The sequence below is a fragment of the Caldimonas hydrothermalis genome, from assembly GCF_056746695.1.
Genome location: NZ_JBWQXA010000001.1, coordinates 136,242 through 153,593 on the forward strand (window position 1 = coordinate 136,242; position 17,352 = coordinate 153,593).

Sequence of the window (17,352 nt, forward strand, 5' to 3'; positions counted from 1 at the left end):
ACGGGTCCGCCAGACCCTGACGCATTGCCATGCACCCTGTCTGCCTTCCGCGCCGCCGCCTGCTGGGCCTGGTCGGCCTGGGCCTGCTGCCGTCCGTGCGGGCCCAGACGCCGCCCACCCTGGCCGCCGCCTCGGACCTGAAGTTCGCCCTCGAGGCGGTGGCCGCCCGCTTCGAGCGCGACACCGGCCACAAGTTGCGCCTGGTGTTCGGCTCCTCGGGCAACCTCCATGCCCAGATCCTGCAGGGGGCGCCCTTCCAGATGTTCATGTCGGCCGACGAGGACTTCGTCTTCAAGCTGGCCGAGGCCGGCAAAACACGTGATCGCGGGCGGCTGTATGCCCTGGGCCGCATCGGCATCCTGGTGCCGCACGGCTCGCCGCTGAAGGCCGACGGCCAGTTGCAGGACCTGGCCGCCGCGCTGAGGGACGGGCGTCTGAAGCGCTTGGCCATCGCCAACCCCGAGCATGCCCCCTACGGCGCCCGCGCGAAGGAGGCGCTGGAGCACGCCGGGCTGTGGACGGCCCTGCAGCCGCATCTGGTCTACGGCGAGAACGTCTCGCAGGCCGCGCAGTTCGCCACCTCGGGCTCGGCCCAGGGGGGCATCGTCGCGCAGTCGCTCGCGCTGGCCCCGCCGGTGACCCGGCTCGGACGGTTCGACCTCATTGTGCAGGACTGGCACCAGCCACTGCGCCAGCGCATGGTGCTGATGAAGGACGCCCCACCGGCCCTGCAGGCCTTCTACGACGCCCTGGCCGAACCGGCGGCGCAGGCGATCATGACGCGCTACGGCTTCCAGATGCCTCGCGAATGATGGACTGGCAGGCCCTCGTCCTCTCGCTGGAGCTGGCGGCCGCCACGCTGGCCGTGCTGCTGCCGCTGGGGCTGTGGCTGGGCCGCTGGCTGGCCCGCACCCGGGTGGCCGGCAAGGCCTGGATCGAAGCGGCGGTGGTGCTGCCCCTGGTGCTGCCGCCCACGGTGCTGGGCTACTACCTGCTGGTGTCACTGGGCGGCGCCTCGCCGCTGGGGCGCCTCCTGTCCGAACACTTCGACATCCGCCTGACCTTCAACTTCGCCGGCCTGCTGGTCGCCTCGGTGGTCTTCAACATCCCCTTCATGGTCCAGCCGGTGCAGCGCGCCTTCGAGGCCATCCCGCGCAACCTGGCCGAAGCCGCTGCGGTGAGCGGGCTGTCGGGCTGGCAGACCTTCTGGCGCGTCGAGCTGCCGCTGGCCTGGCCGGGCGTGCTCTCGGCGATGGTGCTGACCTTCGTGCACACCCTGGGCGAGTTCGGCGTGGTGCTGATGGTGGGCGGCAGCATCCCCGGCGAGACCAAGACCATCGCCATCTCCATCTACGACCGCGTGCAGGCCTTCGACCTGCACAGCGCCGACCAGATGGCCCTGGTGCTGCTGCTCTTCTCGCTGGGGGCGGTGGCCGCCTCCTTCTTCGCGTCGGCGCGGCTGGTGGTGAAGCGGTGAGCCAGGACCTCTTCGTCGATGTCGCGCAGGTGCATCCCATGCCGCTGCAGGGCCGCTTCGGCTGCGCCGCCGGCGAACTCACCGCGCTGGTGGGTCCCTCGGGCGCCGGCAAGACCTCGATGCTGCGAGTACTGGCGGGCCTGATGCGCCCGACCCATGGGCTCGTGCAGGTGGGCGAGGAAGTCTGGTGCGACACCACGGCTGGCGTGTTCCGCCCCGCCCAGGCCCGCCACGTGGGCCTGGTGTTCCAGCACTACGCACTCATGCCGCACCTGGATGCCGTGGACAACGTGGCCCTGTCGCTGCTGCACCTGCCGCGCGCGCAGCGGCGTGCATCGGCGCAGCAATGGCTGGCCCACGTACGGCTCGAAGCCGAGCACCATCACCGCCGCCCGGCCGCCCTGTCAGGCGGCCAGCAACAGCGCGTGGCCATCGCCCGCGCCCTGGCGCGCGAGCCGAAACTGCTGTTGCTGGACGAACCCTTCTCAGCGGTGGACCAGATGAACCGCCAGGGCCTGTACACCCTGCTGGCCGACCTGCGGCGTGAGCTGTCCATCCCCATCGTGCTGGTCACCCACGACCTGCAGGAAGCCCGGCTGCTGGCCGACCAGCTGGTGGTGCTGGACGCCGGCCGGGTGCTGCAGCAAGGCAGCCCGGCGGCCATCCATCGCGCCCCGCGCAACGCGCGCGTGGCCGATTTGGTGGGCATTCAGAACCGTTTTCTGGGCCAATGGATGGGCCCGGCCGATGAGCCCGGCTGGGGTTGGCTGTGCTGGCAGGCCCCGGGGGCCGCCCCCGGCGAAGGCCCGCGCCTGCGCGTGCGCGACAAGGGCAAGATCGCCACCGGCCAGGCCGTGCACTGGGTGATCAGCAGCGAGGGCCTGCATCTGCTGGACCCGCAGGTCACCGCTGCCGAAGCCTGGCACGGCACGGTACGCGAAGCCCGCCATCTCGGCGAGATCAGCCTGGTGGTGTGCGAACTGACCGCCCTGCCCGGCGTGGCTCTCAGGCTCAGCGTCGCCGGCCCCCGCCGCGTAAGCTTGCAGCCAGGCGCAGCCCTGGCCGTGCGGCTGGATCCCGACTTGGTGCATGTGATGCCTTATCGGGTTGCTCACTGAACCGTGAACCCCTCCACGCGCTGAGGCATCCGCACAGCCAGGCAGTCCACAGGCTGTGACTCACGAAATGCGCCCCCCTCAGGGTTTGCGTCACGCCGGCCAGCAGCACGGCCGCCGCCCACGCCAGCGCCTTGCGACGATCATAAGGCCACCACATCCAGGCACCCGGCAAAAAAGCGAAAGCAGAGGTGGCGTGCCCGAAGGGAAAACAATGTCCGGGCCCACCATCGCCGGCACCAGGCCACCACAAGGTCCAGTGCGACAAGTAGTTCGCACGCCCCCCGAACAGTGCCAAATCCCATGGACAGCTTGCCAAGCTCAAACGCTTGATCGCCGGCACCGCCAGCATCAGCATCACCGCCAAGGCCCAAGCCCGCCAACGCTCGCGGCGAGGCAGAGTGCGCTCATCGAGCGCAGAACGAAACGCCCACACCGCCCACAGCACGAGGCCCAAGGCCGCCAACCAACGCCCTGCATCGTGCAGCCCGCGCAGCAGGGGATGCTCGCGCCAGACGAGACCTTGCGCGCTGGCAAGCTGTCGGGCCACCCAAAGATCGCCGCCGAGCCCCTCCCAGACCAGAATCAAGCTGGCCGTTGCGGCGCACACGGCCCCGTCCCTGCGCATCCTCATGAGGCTTGGAGCAGCCCTGGCGGACCACTGGGTCGACGGCAAGTCGAGGTCAGATCCCAAGCCGGGTCATACAACGCCGTGTGCACTTGGGTCAGTGCCAACACGGTGTGGAAGACATGGTCATGCTGGGCCGGTTGATGCGCCCGCTTGGACATGCAGTCCTTGTCCAAGCCGAGCGAGCGGCCATACCCTTCGGACCACCACAGCACCATGGGCACCTGGGTTTGCTGCGTGGGGGCAATCGCATACGGCAGGCCGTGCAGGTACAGGCCCGCCTCGCCCAAGGACTCGCCGTGATCGGAGACGTACAGCATCGCAGTATCGACGCGCGCGGCCCCAGCGGCCAAGGTATCGATCAAACGGCTGAGCACATGGTCGGTGTACAGCACGGCATTGTCGTAGGCGTTGACGATGGCTTGCTTCGAACAACGGTGCAACTCATCGTCCAGGCATTCAGGCTGGAACTGCGCAAATGCGCGGGGATAGCGCCGAAAGTACGAGGGCCCGTGATTGCCCAGCATGTGCAACACCAGCACCTGCTGCCCTTGTACCCGCTGCAAACGTTCGGTCAGATCGGCAATCAAACCCTCGTCCCAGCAACGCGGGCCCTCGCACGTGCCTGGCGCGTTCAGCTCGGCCACTGTCACGCTTGGCAGCCCCTCGCACACCCCTTTGCAGCCGCTTTGGTTATCGATCCACTGCACCGCCACGCCGGCACGGGCCAGCACGTGCAGCAGCGACTCGCTGCGCCGGATGCGATCCTCGTCATAATCGCGCCGGCCCACCGGCGCGAACAGGCATGGCACCGAGACCTCGGTGTTGGTGCCGCAACTGGTGACTTGCGCGAAGTTGACCACCGCCCGCTGCGACAAGCCGGGGGTGGTGTCTCGGCCATAGCCGCTCAAGCCCCAATTGGCCGATCGCACGGTTTCGCCCACCACGATCACGAGCAGTCGGGGTCGTTCGAAGGGCAAGGCCACGGCGTCCAACCCCAGAGGCTGCCGCCGACCGGCCACTTGGCGCGTATCACCGGACCACACGCGGGCGCTCGACCACAGCGCTGCGGCCGGCGTCACGAGGTAGCGCAGCTCCTTGTGATTGCGCATCAAGGACGCCAGGGGCTGAAAGCTCAGCATCACGGCCAACGCCAACGCCAGCGCCGCCGCCAGCATGCTGAGCAAATGCCCGCGCAAGGTCCGCCCCCAGCTTTGCGCAGGCAGCGGCCACGACACCACCGCCAGCAGGGGCACACCCGCATGGCTCAACACATGCCAAACCAAATCCGGGCCGATCAACTCCACCGCTTCGGCCGTGTCCGTGTGCAGCACATTGCGCATCATCGAGGGGTCCAGATACACCCCGTAGCGATCGCTGAAATAGCTCGACAGTGCGGCCACCACCGTCAATACGGCCGCCGCCGGCTTGAGCCAAGGTCCCACGGCCAGAGCACCGAGCAACAGCACATGCACACAAACGATGCCCACGGCAAGCGACACCTGCCACCCCCAGGCAGAGGCATCGCTCCATTGCTGCGCCAACACAAACAAGCGGCGATGGTCCATGACCAACCACCACGCGCTCAAACACCAGATCAAGGCCTCGGGTCCATGACAGGCTCGTGGCCAACGGGCCTGCAGCCATGTTTGCCAACGTTTCCAGACCAGCATGCCCTGAGTGCAACACCCCTATCTGAAGCCAAACTGAAGACCCTGGATCCACCCGTGCGCTGGTGTGTTAGCGTGTGCACCGCAGTCATCATTCGATGGTGCCGTCCATGCGCGTACTCTTGATCGAAGACGACCCCCTCGTGGGTGGCGGCTTGCACGACTTTCTATGTGCCCTGGGCCATGACGTCAGCTGGGTGACCCGTATCGACCAGGCCGAGTTGAACGCCTCGGAACCGTACGACGCCTGGCTGATCGACTGGAACCTGCCCGATGGTTCCGGGCTGGACTGGCTGCGGCGCCGTCGCCGACAAGGCCACACCACCCCGGCCCTGGTGCTCACCGCGCGTGACCGACTGCACGAACGCATCGAGGGCTTGGACAGCGGCGCCGACGACTACCTGGTCAAGCCCTTCGACCCCGAAGAGCTGATGGCGCGCTTGCGCGCCGTCAGCCGACGCGCCCAAGGTCTGACCAGCGCACAAGTGCCCTGCGGTGACGTGCTCATCGATCTGGAAGCACGTCAAGTTCTGCGCCATGGTGTCCTCGTGCCGTTGACCGCCCGACAATGGGCCGTGCTGGAAGCGCTGGCGCGCCGTGCGGGCCACCTGGTGGCCAAGTCCGAGTTGGAAGCCCGGGTGTTCGCGCAGGAGGCCGACCTCCACAGCAACGCGCTGGAAGTGCACATTTCGCAACTTCGGCGCAAGCTCGGGCACTCCCTCATCGAGACCGTGCGGGGGCTGGGCTACCGCCTGCGCCCCCAATGACTGTGCGCCATCGTCGATGAAGTCCGCGACCCACGCCCTGCCTTCGATCCGTGCCCGCCTGGCCGGAGCCTTGCTGATCTTGTCTGCGGGCTGGGCCATTTTGGCTTCGGCCGCCGTGTGGTTGGCGGTACGCCACGAGGTCGACGAGCTGTTGGACGACACCCTCATCGCCTCGGCCGAGGTACTGGCCGGCTTGCTGACACAGCCGGCCTCCCACCTCAAGGCCGGTGCGGACACCGCGGCGTCCACACCGGCCAGCGGCAACCACCCCCGCTACGCATGGCAATGGCTGGCCGCCGATGGCTCCGTGCTCGCCCGCTCCGCTTTGGCCCCGAGCACCGCCTGGACCTTTCCCCCACGGCCGGGCTTCGGGCATTCAAAACCTGATGCAGCCGCCTGGCGGCTGTATGGCCACCGCCTGCCCGACGGTTCGGTGCTCTTCGTGGGCCAAACACGCATGGAACGGCGCGAAGCCCGCGCCGACGTCGTGCTCAGCGTGACAGCCAGCGCCTTGCTGGTCGGGGCGGGGCTCGCGCTGTGGCTGCGCCGGCGCATACGCCACGAATTGCAGCCGTTGACCGATCTGTCCGCGGCCATGTCAGGCCACGACCCTTTGGCCGAAGCCACGCTGCCCGACCCGCAGCGCCAAGAATTGCAGCCCCTGAGCGACGCCATCAATGCCTTGGGGCACGGCCTGCGCCGCAGGCTCGCCCAAGAGCGTGCCGTGGCCGCTCAGGTGGCTCACGCGCTGCGCACCCCGCTGGCCGGGCTGGACGCCCAACTGGCCGCAGCGCAAGTCGCCCCGGCCGACCGCCGGCAGGCCGCTTTGCAACGCGCGCGGGACGCCTCGCGGCAACTGCGCCGCGTGGTCCACGCCGTCATTTCGCTGTACCGCAGTGCCGCCACGCCGCAACGCCAGCACGTCAACCTCAGCGCGCTGTTGGAGGAGTTGCCCCTCGAGGGCCTGCACGTGCGGTGCCCCCCAGACGCCACCGTGTGGGCCGACCCCGATCTGTTGGCCGCAGCCTTGTCCAACCTGCTGGACAACGCCCACCGGCATGGAGCCCACCGCATCGAGCTGAGCCTGCACATCGAGCCCCACACCCAAGCGCTGATCCTGCAAGACGACGGCCCCGGCCTGCCCGCAGACCAACGCGAGCGCTTGCAAAAGGCTTTGGACGATCAAAACCCGCAAGCCCACGGTGGCTTGGGCTTGATGCTGGCCGACGCCGTGGCGCGCGCCCATGGCGGGCGGCTGCACCTGCTGCCCTCGCCCTCGGGCTTTGCCCTGCGCATGAGCCTGGGCCCGCCTGCGGCGCATGACCCGCCCTGAGCCCCCCGCTATGCTTGGCCCCATGTACGCGCAATTCTTCGGCCTGGCGCACGCGCCCTTCTCGATCGCGCCCGACCCGCGCTACCTCTACATGAGCGAACGCCACCGCGAAGCGCTGGCCCATCTGCTCTACGGGGTGCGCGGCGGTGGCGGCTTCGTGCTGCTCACCGGCGAGATCGGCGCGGGCAAGACCACCGTGTGCCGCTGCTTCCTCGAGCGCATCCCCAAGCGCTGCAACGTCGCCTACATCTTCAACCCCAAACTCACCGTCGAGGAGCTGCTGCGCACCGTGTGCGAGGAGTTCCAGGTGCCCATCGAGCACCTGGGCCCGGGGCAGGCGACGGTGAAGGACTACGTCGATGCGCTCAACGCCTTCTTGCTGCGCATGCACTCGGTGGGACGCAACAACGTCCTCATCATCGACGAGGCCCAAAACCTCTCGCCCGACGTGCTCGAGCAGTTGCGCCTGCTCACCAACCTGGAAACCCACGAGCGCAAGCTGCTGCAAATCATCCTGATCGGCCAGCCCGAGCTGCGCCGCATGCTGCGCCGGCCCGACCTCGAACAGCTCGCCCAGCGCGTGATCGCCCGCTACCACCTGCAGGCGCTGGACGAGAAGGAAACCGCCGCCTACGTGCGCCATCGCATGGGCGTGGCCGGCCTGAGCACGCCGCTGCCCTTCGATCGCGGCGCGCTCAAGCGCATCCACCGGCTCTCGCGCGGCGTGCCGCGGCGCATCAACCTGCTGTGCGACCGGGCCCTGCTGGGCGCCTATGCCACCGGCCAGGCGCGCGTGGACGAGCGCATCGTCGTGCGCGCGGCCCGCGAAGTCTTCGACGAGGAGGAGCCTTTCGACCTGCGCCCACGCGGCTGGCTCGCCCGCTGGCGCCGCACCGGGCCGCTGCTGCCGGCCGCCGCCGCGCTGGCCGCCGGCCTGGGCCTGGCCGGCCTGGGCTATGCCGCCTGGACGCTGGCGCGCCAGGAGGCGGCGCCCGTGGCCGCCGCCCGGCCCACTGCGCCGGCGCCCGCCGCCTCCACCGCGCCCTGATCGACGAGACCCTCGACCATGTCCTACATCCTCGATGCCCTGCGACGCGCCGATGCCCAGCGCGGGCGCGGCGCCGTGCCCGGGCTGGACAGCCAGCACGTCGGCGACGAAGCGTTCGACCGTGAACGCCCCCGCTCAGCCGCGGGCCTGTGGCTGGCCGTGGGCCTGGTGCTGGGCCTGGCCGTGCCAGGCGTGGCCTGGTGGCTCGGCCGCAGCACCTCGGCACCGATGTCGCCGACCCCCTCACCCGTGGCCGCGGCACCGACGCCTGGCCTCCCGCCCGCCCCGGCCCCGGTGGAAGCCCCACCGCCTGCACCGCCTGCACCGCCTGCACCGCCTGCACCGCCCCCCGCCCCGCCAGCGCCCGCGGCCGTGCAGGCCGCAACGCCCCCGCCCCGGCCGGTGTCGCCACCGGCCCCCGCTCCGGCCCCGGTGGCCACGCCGGCTCCGGCGCCCACCCGCCCTGCCCCGGTGCCCGCTCCTGCCGCCCCGGTGACGGCTGCCTCCGCCCCGGCGCCCCGCCCCGCCGCCGCACCGGCCCCGCCGCCGACGGCCGCCGCCCCGCGCCTGCAGGACCTGCCCGAGCCCATCCGCAGCCAACTGCCCTCGCTGTCGCTGGGTGGCCTGATCTACTCGTCCACCCCGGCCGAGCGCATCGTCATCGTCAACGGCCAACCCTACCGGGAAGGCGACTCGGTGGGACGTGACCTCGTGGTCGAAGAGATCCTGCCGCGGGCCGCCGTGATGCGCTGGCGCGATCAGCGTTACCAGCTCAGCTATTGATTCCGTCCGGAGGCTCCATGCGTTGTCTTCTTTTGTCCGTTGCCCTGGCATGGGCCCCGCTGGGCGCTCATGCCCAGAAGATCGGGGAAGTCGATACCGTTTTCCAATGGCTCGGCCCCGACCACAAGATCGTCGTCGAAGCCTACGACGACCCCAAGGTCCCCGGCGTCACCTGCTACGTGTCGCGCGCCCGCACCGGCGGCATCAAGGGCGCGCTCGGCCTGGCCGAAGACCGCGCCGAAGCCTCCATCGCCTGCCGCCAGGTGGGGCCCCTCGGCTTCAAGGAGCCGCTGCCACAACAAGAGGACGTGTTCACCGAACGCATGTCCCTCCTTTTCAAGCGCCTGCACGTGGTGCGCATGGTGGACGTGCAGCGAAACACCCTCGTCTACCTCACCTACTCCGACCGCGTGATCGAAGGCTCGCCGCAGAACAGCGTGACGGCGGTGACGGTGGAGAGGGGGGTGAAGATTCCGGTGAAGCAGGAGCGATAGTGCCACCCTGTAGGAACGAAACGTCCGGACACAACTCAACACGTCTGGATACGGTGTGCTCAGCACCGAGCGCATCTGCCCCGCCTACGATGTGCGCAGCCTCATGAAAGGCCATCTCACACACACAACGGCAGGGAGAGAACATGACGCAGCCGCTGTACTACGAGTACGCCGTGCAACCTGGCGAGACGATCGCGACCATCATTCATAAACTCTACGGCTGGTCGCCCCCCACGCGCCGCTATGGCGAGATTCTCGACGCGATCAAGGCCCTCAATCCCGAGGTGCCCAACCTGCAGAACCTGTGGCCGGGGACGGTGCTGCGCGTGTCCGACCGCGCGCCTGCCATGGTGGCACCCCCGGGGCCCTTGTTCCTGAGCGCCTCGCCCGACCCGGCCGAGCGGCGGCAGATGTGGGCCATGGCCTGGGCTGAACGCAGCGGCTTGCTGCCGGCCCCGGCGCAGTGGCGATAGGCACGGTGGCCAACCTCTTGAGTGAAGGCAACCTGGCCCTGCTGCGACAGGTGGGCGACGAATACGCGGCCTACAAGGCCAGCGGCGGGCGCATCACCAAGGGGCAGTACGACCACCGGCGCCGGGTGCTGGTGCGGCAGTTCGCCAACCACGTCGGGCCGATGGAAAAGCTGCTTTTCAATGGAGCCAGCACGCAGGAAGAGATCCGCATCGCCCGCGCCGGGGGTGTGCCCTACGATGTGAACATTCAGCGGCAAGTGGGGCGGCTGCGGCAGCTCGGCAAGGCGGCTGGTGCCGGTGGGATCCTGCTGGGTGGAGTGGGCTTGACGGCCGCGTGCTATCAGATCGCCCACACGTTGAGTCAGAAGGAGAAGAATGAGATTTTTGTGGATACGGTCATGAGCACAGTGATCGGCTCCGGTTTGGGCTATGCCGTCGGCGTCTTCGTGCTCTCCAACCCCGTTGGTTGGGGCGTTGCACTACTTCTCGCCATGGGCAGCACGGTGGGAAGTCTTGTAGCAGGCAAACTGGCCTCGAAAGCCTACTCCGCGTCGAGCGGCGAGGTCGATTTCGTCACCGGATTGGGCGTTGACAAGGTCTGCTCGCGATGAGCGTCGGAACCTTCTTCTGGGTCTACTTCGGGGCGGGGCTGGCCGCCGGTCTGGCAATACCACTGGTTCTGATCATGCACATCCTGATGCCTCGGCGTGTGCTAGAAACTTTCTGGAAGGAGCCGCATTTCCGCCCAGGTGAACTGGCGCTGTTCACCGGCACCATCTATGCGCCGATGCGGACGGTCATGCTGATCACGGCCATCGCCTTTCCGAAGCTGGGCAAGAAGCGAAAGATCACCAGCGCCGACACGCTCGTTCCTCGCTGGTACAAGCTGGCTGCTCAGTGCATCTCCTTCTGGGTACTTGGCTGGACTGCCGCCGTGATGTTCATGACCGTCGTGGGATACATCCACTTCTATGCCATCGGCGACCCGGTTTCGTTGTTTCGGCGGGGATGAGAGCGCTCTGCCGAGTTCTGTGGGAAAGATCTTTCGTAAGCTCCCCCGTCAAGTGGACATTCCAGAACTGGAGTCTGCGGTGGTGACGCTGCCCGGGGCTTGATGCCTCAGGGCGTCGCAGGCCCCTGGCAGTTCACCGGCAGGAAGCGGCGCTCGATGTCGGTGCGGTCGACACCGCGCGCCACCATCGGCTCAGGTGGGGCGGCGCGGCCACACACCCAGGCCACCGGCACCACAGGCGCATCTTCCACCACGCCCGGGCGCAGCGTGAGCGTCTTGCCGCGCAGTGCGCCGTGGGCCTGGTTCCCGAAGACGATGTGCAAGGCGCCGTCTTCCACGGTGAGGCTCGCCACGTGGTGGCTGACGATGCGGTTCGGCTCAGGCAGGCCGGCGGCGGCATTGTCGGCCGGCAGGCTGGCGGTGGTGCGCCAGGCCAGGGCGATGGGCTGCTTGGCGAAGTCGGCAAACCGCGCGGCCTCGACGATCTGCTCGCGCACCAAGCGGCCCTGCATCGAGGGCACGGCCATCAGTGCAAGGATGGCGATCACGGCCAGCACGACCATCATTTCGATGAGCGTGAAGCCGCGGCGGTGAGGTCTCATGCGCAAAGGCGTGGCAGGGTCCAAGCCGCCATCTTAGGGCCTCGCCTCGGGCCCCGGAGCTGGCGGCTTGCCCAGCGCGACGGGGGCTTGGCCACCCATGTGGTGGCCGATACCCGCTACGTGTCCGATCTGGAGGACCTGCCGCTGGACGACGTACACGCCGTGCGCCAGGTGCCGCTACGAGTGCAGATGCAGGTCTACCCGCAGGCGCAAGCCAGCGAGGTGCTGGGCGCCGCCGTGCTGCAGCCCTGAAAGCGCCGGGCACCGCTCAGCCAAAGGCCTCGTCCACGCGCAGCACCCGGCCGGTCTGGCCGGCGTCATAGCCTGGCAGAGCGGCCACGCGGCTGCGGTAGGCGGCCGAACCCAGCACGTCCAGCAGGGGCCGCAAGCGCTGGTCTTCCAGGGCCTGCGCCGACAGCGCCAAGAAGTAGCGCTCCTTCAGCAGCGGGATGAAATGCAGCCCGAAACGCCGCGCCGCCGTCTCCACCCCCAGCCCCACATCGGCCATGCCGCTGGCCACATAGGCGGCCACCGCGGCATGGGTGAGTTCGGTGTCGCCATGCCCGCTCAGTTGTGCAGGCGTGATGCCCTCGCGCTGCAACAGCAGGTCGGTCAGCACGCGCGTGCCCGAGCCTTCCGGGCGGTTCACGAAGCGCAGGCCGCGGCGGGCCACGTCGGCCAGCCCCCGGATGCGGTGCGGGTTGCCGCTGGCCACGAAAAGCCCCTGGGTGCGCACCGCCAGATGCACCAGCCGGTGACGCTGCGGCTGCAGCCAGGGCCGATAGCGCTGCGCCGCCGCGGCCTGGAACTCACCGATGGGCACGTGAAAGCCCGCCAGGTCGCAATCGCCCTGGGCCAGCGCGGCCACCGCCTCCAGGCTGCTGCGGTAGCGCCACTCCAGCTCGAAGCGGCGCGCCAGCAGCAGCTCGCGCAGGGCCGCCACCGCAAAGCCGTGGCTGGCGTGCAGGCGTGGCCCGGCCGGCATGCGTCGGCCGGCGCGGCCCAGGTCCGCCTCGATTTCGCTGGCCAAAGACTCCAGTAGCGGCTGCAGGCGCGCGTTCACACGCGCCTGGGCCCACACCAGGCGGCGGGCCATGTCGGTGAGCCGCGAGCCACGGCCCCGCCCCCGTTCGAGCAGCGGCCGACCCAGCAAGGCCTCGCCCTGGCGCAGCAGGCCCCAGGCGTGACGGTAGGACCAGCCCAGCGCGCGCGCCGCCTGGGCGATGCCGCCGCCGTCCTGCACGGCCTCGAGCAGCGCCAGTAGGGCGTCGGCGGCCAGGCCGCCTGCGTCGGGGCCGATCTGCCATTGAGGACACAGGCGCACCGCCGTCATGAACGCTCCCCCGCTCGACAAATATGCAAACATTTGCATATTACGCCGGCCGGGACGCGGTAGGCTGCATCTCATCCCACGATCGAAGACCGGGCCATGTCCGCCAAGCTCATCCCCCTGCATCCCGAGGGTGTCCCCAGTCGCGAGCGCAAACGCCAGGCCCCGCGCGGGCGCCAGGTGCGCCCCGAGGCCCTGCGCGAAGTGCAGGCCGCGCTGCACGGGGTGCTGCCACGGCGCGACCAGCTCATCGAGGCCCTGCATGCCCTGCAGGACCGCTTCCACCAACTGCGCACCGACCACCTCGCCGCGCTGGCGCAGTGGATGCGCCTGTCGCAGGCCGAGGTGTATGAAGTGGCCAGCTTCTATCACCACTTCGACGTGGTGCGCGAGAACGCCGACGGCGGCTTCGACGCCCCGCCGCGGCTGACGGTGCGGGTGTGCGACAGCCTGTCGTGCGAGCTGGCCGGTGCACGCGAGCTGCTGGAGCGGCTGCCGGCGCTGCTGGGGCCTGAGGTGCGGGTGATCCCGGCGCCCTGCGTGGGCCGCTGCCATGAAGCGCCGGTGGCCGTGGTGCATCAACGGCAGATCGGCCAGGCCACGCCGCCGGCGGTGCAGACGGCTGTTGCGCAAGGTCAGATTCACGATGACCTCCCGCAAACCACTGGCCTGAACACCTACCGCGCCCAGGGTGGCTATGCGCTGTTGCAGGCCTGTGTGAATGGCGATCGTCCGGTGGAAGACGTGCTCAGGGCGATGGAAGACTCCGGCCTGCGCGGCCTGGGTGGCGCGGGCTTTCCGGCCGGGCGCAAGTGGCGCATCGTGCGCGAGCAGCCCGCCCCGCGGCTGATGGCAGTGAACATCGACGAAGGCGAGCCCGGCACCTTCAAGGACCGTCACTATCTGGAGCGTGACCCGCACCGCTTCCTGGAAGGCATGCTGATCGCCGCCTGGGCTGTGGGCGTGGAGGCGGTCTACCTCTACCTGCGCGACGAATACCACGGCTGCCGCGCGATGCTCACGCGCGAGTTGGCCGCGCTGCAGGCAAACCCGCCGGTGCCTTTGCCGCGCATCGAACTGCGCCGCGGCGCAGGCGCCTACATCTGCGGAGAAGAGTCGGCGATGATCGAATCCATCGAAGGCAAGCGCGGCCTGCCCCGGCTGCGCCCGCCCTACGTGGCCCAGGTGGGCTTGTTCGGGCGGCCTACGCTGGAACACAACTTCGAGACGCTTTACTGGGTGCGCGACATCGTCGAGCGTGGCCCGCAATGGTTCACCTCGCACGGTCGCCACGGCCGAAAGGGCCTGCGCTCGTTTTCCGTGTCAGGCCGCGTGAAGCACCCTGGCGTGAAACTCGCCCCGGCCGGCATCACGCTGCGTGAACTCATCGACGAACACTGCGGCGGCATGCTCGACGGCCACAGGCTCTACGCCTACCTGCCCGGCGGCGCCTCGGGCGGCATCCTGCCCGCGCACCTGGCCGATGTGCCGCTGGACTTCGACACCCTGCAACCCCACGGGGCCTTCATCGGCTCGGCCGCCATCATCGTGCTCTCGCAACACGACCGTGCGGTGGACGCGGCGCGCAACCTGATGCGCTTCTTCGAATCGGAATCCTGCGGCCAGTGCACCCCCTGCCGAGTGGGCACGAGCAAGGTCCGCGCGCTGATCGAGCAGCCCCGCTGGGACACCGCCTTGCTGGCCGAGCTCTCGCAGGTGATGCGCGATGCGTCGATCTGCGGCCTGGGCCAAGCGGCGCCCAATCCGGTCGATTGCGTGATCCAGTACTTCCCTGAGGAACTCACATGAGCGCCGTGATGCAGCCCGAGGCCGCCATCGACTTCACCCTCAACGGCCAGCCCGTTCAAGCCCGCGCCGGTGAGACCGTCTGGTCCGTTGCGCAACGCCACGGCATCGAGATCCCCCACCTGTGCCACAAGGAAGGGCTCACACCGGCCGGCAACTGCCGAGCCTGCATGGTCGAGGTGGCAGGCGAGCGGGTGCTGGCGCCCTCATGCTGCCGCACCCCCACGCCGGGCATGGTGGTGCGCAGCGACAGCGCGCGCGCGGTGGCTGCGCAGAAAATGGTGCTCGAGCTGCTGCAGTCCGACCTGCCTGAGACGACCTACACCCGCCACAACGAGGTGGACGAGTGGGCGGTCAAGCTCGGCGTGGGCCGGCCGCGCTTGCCTTCGCGCGAGCAACCAGCGCCCGATGCCTCGCACCCGGCCATCGCCGTGAACCTGGACGCCTGCATCCAGTGCACGCGCTGCCTGCGCGCCTGCCGCGACGAGCAGGTGAACGACGTGATCGGCCTGGCCGGACGTGGCGCGCACGCGAGGATCGTTTTCGACATGGATGACGCGATGGGAGCCTCCACCTGCGTGGGCTGCGGCGAGTGTGTGCAGGCCTGTCCCACCGGCGCGCTCAGTCCGGCGCAGGGCGTGGCCTTGCAGGAGGCCGACCGCCGCGTGGACTCCATCTGCCCCTATTGCGGCGTGGGCTGTCAGCTCACCTACCACGTCAAGGACAACCGCATCTTGCGCGTCGAAGGCCGCGACGGCCCGGCCAACCAGGGCCGGCTGTGCGTGAAGGGACGCTATGGTTTCGACTACGTGCACCACCCGCACCGCCTGACGGTGCCCCTGGTGCGCCGCGACGATGCGCCCAAGCAGCCGCACGCCACGCTCGACCCGGCACGCTGGCACGAGGTGTTCCGTGAAGCGAGCTGGGACGAGGCCCTGGCACTGGCCAGCGGCGGCCTGCGCATGATCCGCGACACCCACGGCCCGCGCGCGCTGGCTGGCTTCGGCTCGGCCAAAGGCAGCAATGAGGAGGCCTACCTCTTCCAGAAGCTGGTACGCACCGGCTTTGGCAGCCACAACGTCGATCACTGCACGCGGCTGTGCCATGCCTCGTCGGTGGCCGCGCTGCTCGAAGGCATCGGCTCGGGCGCCGTGTCCAACCCCGTGCGGGATGTGGCCCAGGCCGAGTTCGTGCTCCTGATCGGCGCCAACCCCACGGTCAACCACCCGGTGGCGGCCTCATGGATCAAGAACGCGGTGCGCCGGGGCACGAAACTCGTGGTGGCCGACCCGCGGCGCACGGACCTGTCGCGCCACGCCTGGCGCACGCTGCAGTTCCGGCCCGACACCGACGTGGCCCTGCTCAATGCGATGATGCATGTGATCGTCCAGGAGGGACTGATCGACCGCGCCTTCATCGAGGCACGCACCACCGGCTTCGACGCCGTTCGCAGCCATGTGGCGGCCTACAGCCCCGAAGCCATGGCCCCGGTGTGCGGCATCGACGCCGGCACGATCCGCGAGGTGGCCAGGGCCTATGCCACATCCCGGGCCTCGATGATCCTGTGGGGCATGGGCATCAGCCAGCATGTGCACGGCACCGACAACGCCCGCTGCCTGATCGCGTTGGCCCTGATGACCGGCCAGATCGGCCGGCCCGGCACCGGGCTGCACCCCTTGCGCGGCCAGAACAACGTGCAAGGCGCCTCAGACGCCGGCCTGATCCCGATGATGTTGCCCGACTACCAGCGCGTGACCGACGCCCAGGCGCGCGCGAAGTTTGAGCAACTCTGGGGTGTGCCGCTCGACGACCAGCCCGGCCTCACCGTGGTGGAAGTGATGGACGCGGCCCTGCGCGGCCAGGTGCGCGGCATGTACATCCTCGGCGAGAACCCCGCGATGAGCGACCCCGACGCCAACCACGCACGCGAAGCCCTGGCCTCGCTCGACCACCTCGTGGTGCAGGACATCTTCCTCACCGAGACCGCAGCGCTGGCCGACGTGGTGCTGCCGGCCTCCGCCTTCCCTGAAAAAACCGGCAGCTTCACCAACACCGACCGCCTGGTGCAGCTCGGCCGTCAGGCGCTGGCGCCCCCCGGCCAGGCACGCCAGGACTGGCACATCCTGCAGGCCATGGCCCGGGGCCTGGGGCTGGACTGGCACTACGCCGACATCGGCGAGGTGTATGAAGAGATGCGTCAGTGCATGCCCAGCCTCGCGGGCCTGAGCTGGGCCCGGTTGCAACGCGAAGGCGCCGTCGTGCACCCTTGTCCCGACGAGGACGCGCCCGGCGAGGCCGTGGTTTTCACCGACCACTTCCCCACCCCCACCGGCCGCGGCCGCTTCGTGCCCGCCGACCTCGTGCCGGCCGACGAACGGCCCGATGCCGACCATCCCTTCGTGCTCATCACCGGCCGCCAGCTCGAACACTGGCACACGGGCAGCATGACGCGGCGCAGCCGGGTGCTCGATGCCCTGGAGCCCGACCCGGTGGCCTCGCTGCACCCGCTCGACCTCGAACATCTGGGGGTGGCGCCGGGCGGCGTGCTCACGCTGCGCTCGCGCCGCGGTGAAGTCGCCCTCTATGCCCGTGCCGACGAGGGCACCCCGCCTGGCACCGTCTTCGTGCCCTTCTGCTATGCCGAGGCGGCCATCAACAAGCTCACCAACCCCGCACTCGACCCCTTCGGCAAGATCCCGGAGTTCAAGTACTGTGCGGTCAGCGTGCACGCCGGCGGCAGCATGGCCCGTTCCCCTGGGCCGTGAACGACACGAATGTGTGAACACGCGTAACACAGCGCCATGACAGGCGCTG

Annotated in this window: 18 protein-coding genes; 14 read left to right on the plus strand and 4 right to left on the minus strand. The window is 69.2% G+C overall.

Annotated features, from left to right (window positions below; translation table 11 throughout):
• The first annotated feature begins 29 nt into the window (after positions 1 to 29).
• Genes modA through AC1ECW_RS00740 form a run of 3 tightly spaced genes read left to right on the plus strand, consistent with a single transcriptional unit; the run spans position 30 to position 2,595 of the window.
• Positions 30 to 812 (plus strand): molybdate ABC transporter substrate-binding protein, encoded by a 783-nt coding sequence (gene modA, locus AC1ECW_RS00730; protein ID WP_481200928.1) that lies wholly within the window; start codon positions 30 to 32, stop codon positions 810 to 812.
• A complete protein-coding gene (gene modB / locus AC1ECW_RS00735; RefSeq protein WP_481201207.1) occupies positions 812 to 1,477 on the plus strand; it encodes a molybdate ABC transporter permease subunit in 666 nt (221 codons plus the stop codon). The genes modA and modB overlap by 1 nt, the downstream gene beginning before the upstream one ends.
• A complete protein-coding gene (locus tag AC1ECW_RS00740) occupies positions 1,474 to 2,595 on the plus strand; it encodes an ABC transporter ATP-binding protein (protein WP_481200929.1) in 1,122 nt (373 codons plus the stop codon). Before modB ends, AC1ECW_RS00740 begins: the two co-directional genes overlap by 4 nt.
• Here AC1ECW_RS00740 and AC1ECW_RS00745 read toward each other — a convergent pair.
• Positions 2,489 to 3,226, minus strand: coding sequence for a phosphatase PAP2 family protein (locus tag AC1ECW_RS00745; protein ID WP_481201208.1), 738 nt, complete (start codon positions 3,224 to 3,226; stop codon positions 2,489 to 2,491). The genes AC1ECW_RS00740 and AC1ECW_RS00745 overlap by 107 nt on opposite strands.
• Complete coding sequence (locus AC1ECW_RS00750; RefSeq protein WP_409702462.1) at positions 3,223 to 4,821, minus strand: phosphoethanolamine transferase; 1,599 nt, start codon at positions 4,819 to 4,821, stop codon at positions 3,223 to 3,225. Before AC1ECW_RS00750 ends, AC1ECW_RS00745 begins: the two co-directional genes overlap by 4 nt.
• 179 nt (positions 4,822 to 5,000) lie before the next feature.
• Between AC1ECW_RS00750 and AC1ECW_RS00755 the strand changes: the two genes are divergently transcribed.
• The 8 genes from AC1ECW_RS00755 (at position 5,001) to AC1ECW_RS00790 (ending at position 10,800) form a co-directional block, all read left to right on the plus strand.
• Entirely contained in the window at positions 5,001 to 5,657 is a 657-nt protein-coding gene (locus AC1ECW_RS00755) for a response regulator transcription factor (protein WP_481200930.1), read from the plus strand.
• Between the two features lie 16 nt (positions 5,658 to 5,673).
• Positions 5,674 to 6,990: a sensor histidine kinase gene (locus AC1ECW_RS00760; protein ID WP_409703792.1), complete on the plus strand. Its 1,317-nt coding sequence runs from the start codon at positions 5,674 to 5,676 to the stop codon at positions 6,988 to 6,990.
• A gap of 22 nt (positions 6,991 to 7,012) precedes the next feature.
• Complete coding sequence (locus AC1ECW_RS00765; RefSeq protein WP_409703789.1) at positions 7,013 to 8,038, plus strand: ExeA family protein; 1,026 nt, start codon at positions 7,013 to 7,015, stop codon at positions 8,036 to 8,038.
• A gap of 18 nt (positions 8,039 to 8,056) precedes the next feature.
• Entirely contained in the window at positions 8,057 to 8,821 is a 765-nt protein-coding gene (locus AC1ECW_RS00770; protein ID WP_409703786.1) for a general secretion pathway protein GspB, read from the plus strand.
• A gap of 17 nt (positions 8,822 to 8,838) precedes the next feature.
• Positions 8,839 to 9,315: a CreA family protein gene (locus AC1ECW_RS00775; RefSeq protein WP_409703783.1), complete on the plus strand. Its 477-nt coding sequence runs from the start codon at positions 8,839 to 8,841 to the stop codon at positions 9,313 to 9,315.
• 143 nt (positions 9,316 to 9,458) lie between these two features.
• Complete coding sequence (locus AC1ECW_RS00780) at positions 9,459 to 9,788, plus strand: LysM peptidoglycan-binding domain-containing protein (protein WP_409703780.1); 330 nt, start codon at positions 9,459 to 9,461, stop codon at positions 9,786 to 9,788.
• A 5-nt stretch (positions 9,789 to 9,793) separates the two neighbouring features.
• Positions 9,794 to 10,399, plus strand: a complete 606-nt coding sequence (locus tag AC1ECW_RS00785; RefSeq protein WP_409703777.1) for a hypothetical protein — start codon at positions 9,794 to 9,796, stop codon at positions 10,397 to 10,399.
• Complete coding sequence (locus tag AC1ECW_RS00790; RefSeq protein ID WP_409703774.1) at positions 10,396 to 10,800, plus strand: hypothetical protein; 405 nt, start codon at positions 10,396 to 10,398, stop codon at positions 10,798 to 10,800. The genes AC1ECW_RS00785 and AC1ECW_RS00790 overlap by 4 nt, the downstream gene beginning before the upstream one ends.
• A gap of 107 nt (positions 10,801 to 10,907) precedes the next feature.
• On the opposite strand, the gene AC1ECW_RS00795 is transcribed toward AC1ECW_RS00790, so the two are convergent.
• Complete coding sequence (locus AC1ECW_RS00795) at positions 10,908 to 11,402, minus strand: pilin (RefSeq protein WP_409703771.1); 495 nt, start codon at positions 11,400 to 11,402, stop codon at positions 10,908 to 10,910.
• 87 nt (positions 11,403 to 11,489) lie between these two features.
• Between AC1ECW_RS00795 and AC1ECW_RS00800 the strand changes: the two genes are divergently transcribed.
• Positions 11,490 to 11,654 carry a hypothetical protein gene (locus tag AC1ECW_RS00800; protein WP_409703768.1) on the plus strand — a complete coding sequence of 55 codons (165 nt, stop codon included), beginning with the start codon at positions 11,490 to 11,492 and terminating at the stop codon, positions 11,652 to 11,654.
• A gap of 16 nt (positions 11,655 to 11,670) precedes the next feature.
• Here AC1ECW_RS00800 and AC1ECW_RS00805 read toward each other — a convergent pair whose 3' ends face one another.
• Positions 11,671 to 12,735, minus strand: a complete 1,065-nt coding sequence (locus tag AC1ECW_RS00805; protein WP_409703765.1) for a substrate-binding domain-containing protein — start codon at positions 12,733 to 12,735, stop codon at positions 11,671 to 11,673.
• Positions 12,736 to 12,831: 96 nt separating this feature from the next.
• Here AC1ECW_RS00805 and AC1ECW_RS00810 point away from each other — a divergent pair, with 96 nt between their 5' ends.
• Together AC1ECW_RS00810 and fdhF are read left to right on the plus strand one after the other, a co-directional pair.
• The gene (locus AC1ECW_RS00810; RefSeq protein ID WP_481200931.1) at positions 12,832 to 14,541 is read left to right on the plus strand and encodes an NADH-ubiquinone oxidoreductase-F iron-sulfur binding region domain-containing protein; all 1,710 of its coding nucleotides are present in this window, start codon (positions 12,832 to 12,834) and stop codon (positions 14,539 to 14,541) included.
• Entirely contained in the window at positions 14,538 to 17,303 is a 2,766-nt protein-coding gene (fdhF, locus tag AC1ECW_RS00815) for a formate dehydrogenase subunit alpha (RefSeq protein ID WP_481200932.1), read from the plus strand. Before AC1ECW_RS00810 ends, fdhF begins: the two co-directional genes overlap by 4 nt.
• Positions 17,304 to 17,352: the final 49 nt, after the last annotated feature.

Excerpts from the sequence above, each read along its gene's own strand:
- AC1ECW_RS00745 (WP_481201208.1), bottom strand. The coding sequence starts at position 3,226 with ATGAGGATGCGCAGGGACGGGGCCGTGTGCGCCGCAACGGCCAGCTTG.
- AC1ECW_RS00775 (WP_409703783.1), top strand. The coding sequence starts at position 8,839 with ATGCGTTGTCTTCTTTTGTCCGTTGCCCTGGCATGGGCCCCGCTGGGC.
- AC1ECW_RS00805 (WP_409703765.1), bottom strand. The coding sequence starts at position 12,735 with ATGACGGCGGTGCGCCTGTGTCCTCAATGGCAGATCGGCCCCGACGCA.
- AC1ECW_RS00780 (WP_409703780.1), top strand. The coding sequence starts at position 9,459 with ATGACGCAGCCGCTGTACTACGAGTACGCCGTGCAACCTGGCGAGACG.
- modB (WP_481201207.1), top strand. The coding sequence starts at position 812 with ATGGACTGGCAGGCCCTCGTCCTCTCGCTGGAGCTGGCGGCCGCCACG.
- AC1ECW_RS00755 (WP_481200930.1), top strand. The coding sequence starts at position 5,001 with ATGCGCGTACTCTTGATCGAAGACGACCCCCTCGTGGGTGGCGGCTTG.
- AC1ECW_RS00790 (WP_409703774.1), top strand. The coding sequence starts at position 10,396 with ATGAGCGTCGGAACCTTCTTCTGGGTCTACTTCGGGGCGGGGCTGGCC.
- AC1ECW_RS00760 (WP_409703792.1), top strand. The coding sequence starts at position 5,674 with ATGAAGTCCGCGACCCACGCCCTGCCTTCGATCCGTGCCCGCCTGGCC.
- AC1ECW_RS00770 (WP_409703786.1), top strand. The coding sequence starts at position 8,057 with ATGTCCTACATCCTCGATGCCCTGCGACGCGCCGATGCCCAGCGCGGG.
- AC1ECW_RS00810 (WP_481200931.1), top strand. The coding sequence starts at position 12,832 with ATGTCCGCCAAGCTCATCCCCCTGCATCCCGAGGGTGTCCCCAGTCGC.
- modA (WP_481200928.1), top strand. The coding sequence starts at position 30 with ATGCACCCTGTCTGCCTTCCGCGCCGCCGCCTGCTGGGCCTGGTCGGC.
- AC1ECW_RS00795 (WP_409703771.1), bottom strand. The coding sequence starts at position 11,402 with ATGAGACCTCACCGCCGCGGCTTCACGCTCATCGAAATGATGGTCGTG.
- fdhF (WP_481200932.1), top strand. The coding sequence starts at position 14,538 with ATGAGCGCCGTGATGCAGCCCGAGGCCGCCATCGACTTCACCCTCAAC.
- AC1ECW_RS00765 (WP_409703789.1), top strand. The coding sequence starts at position 7,013 with ATGTACGCGCAATTCTTCGGCCTGGCGCACGCGCCCTTCTCGATCGCG.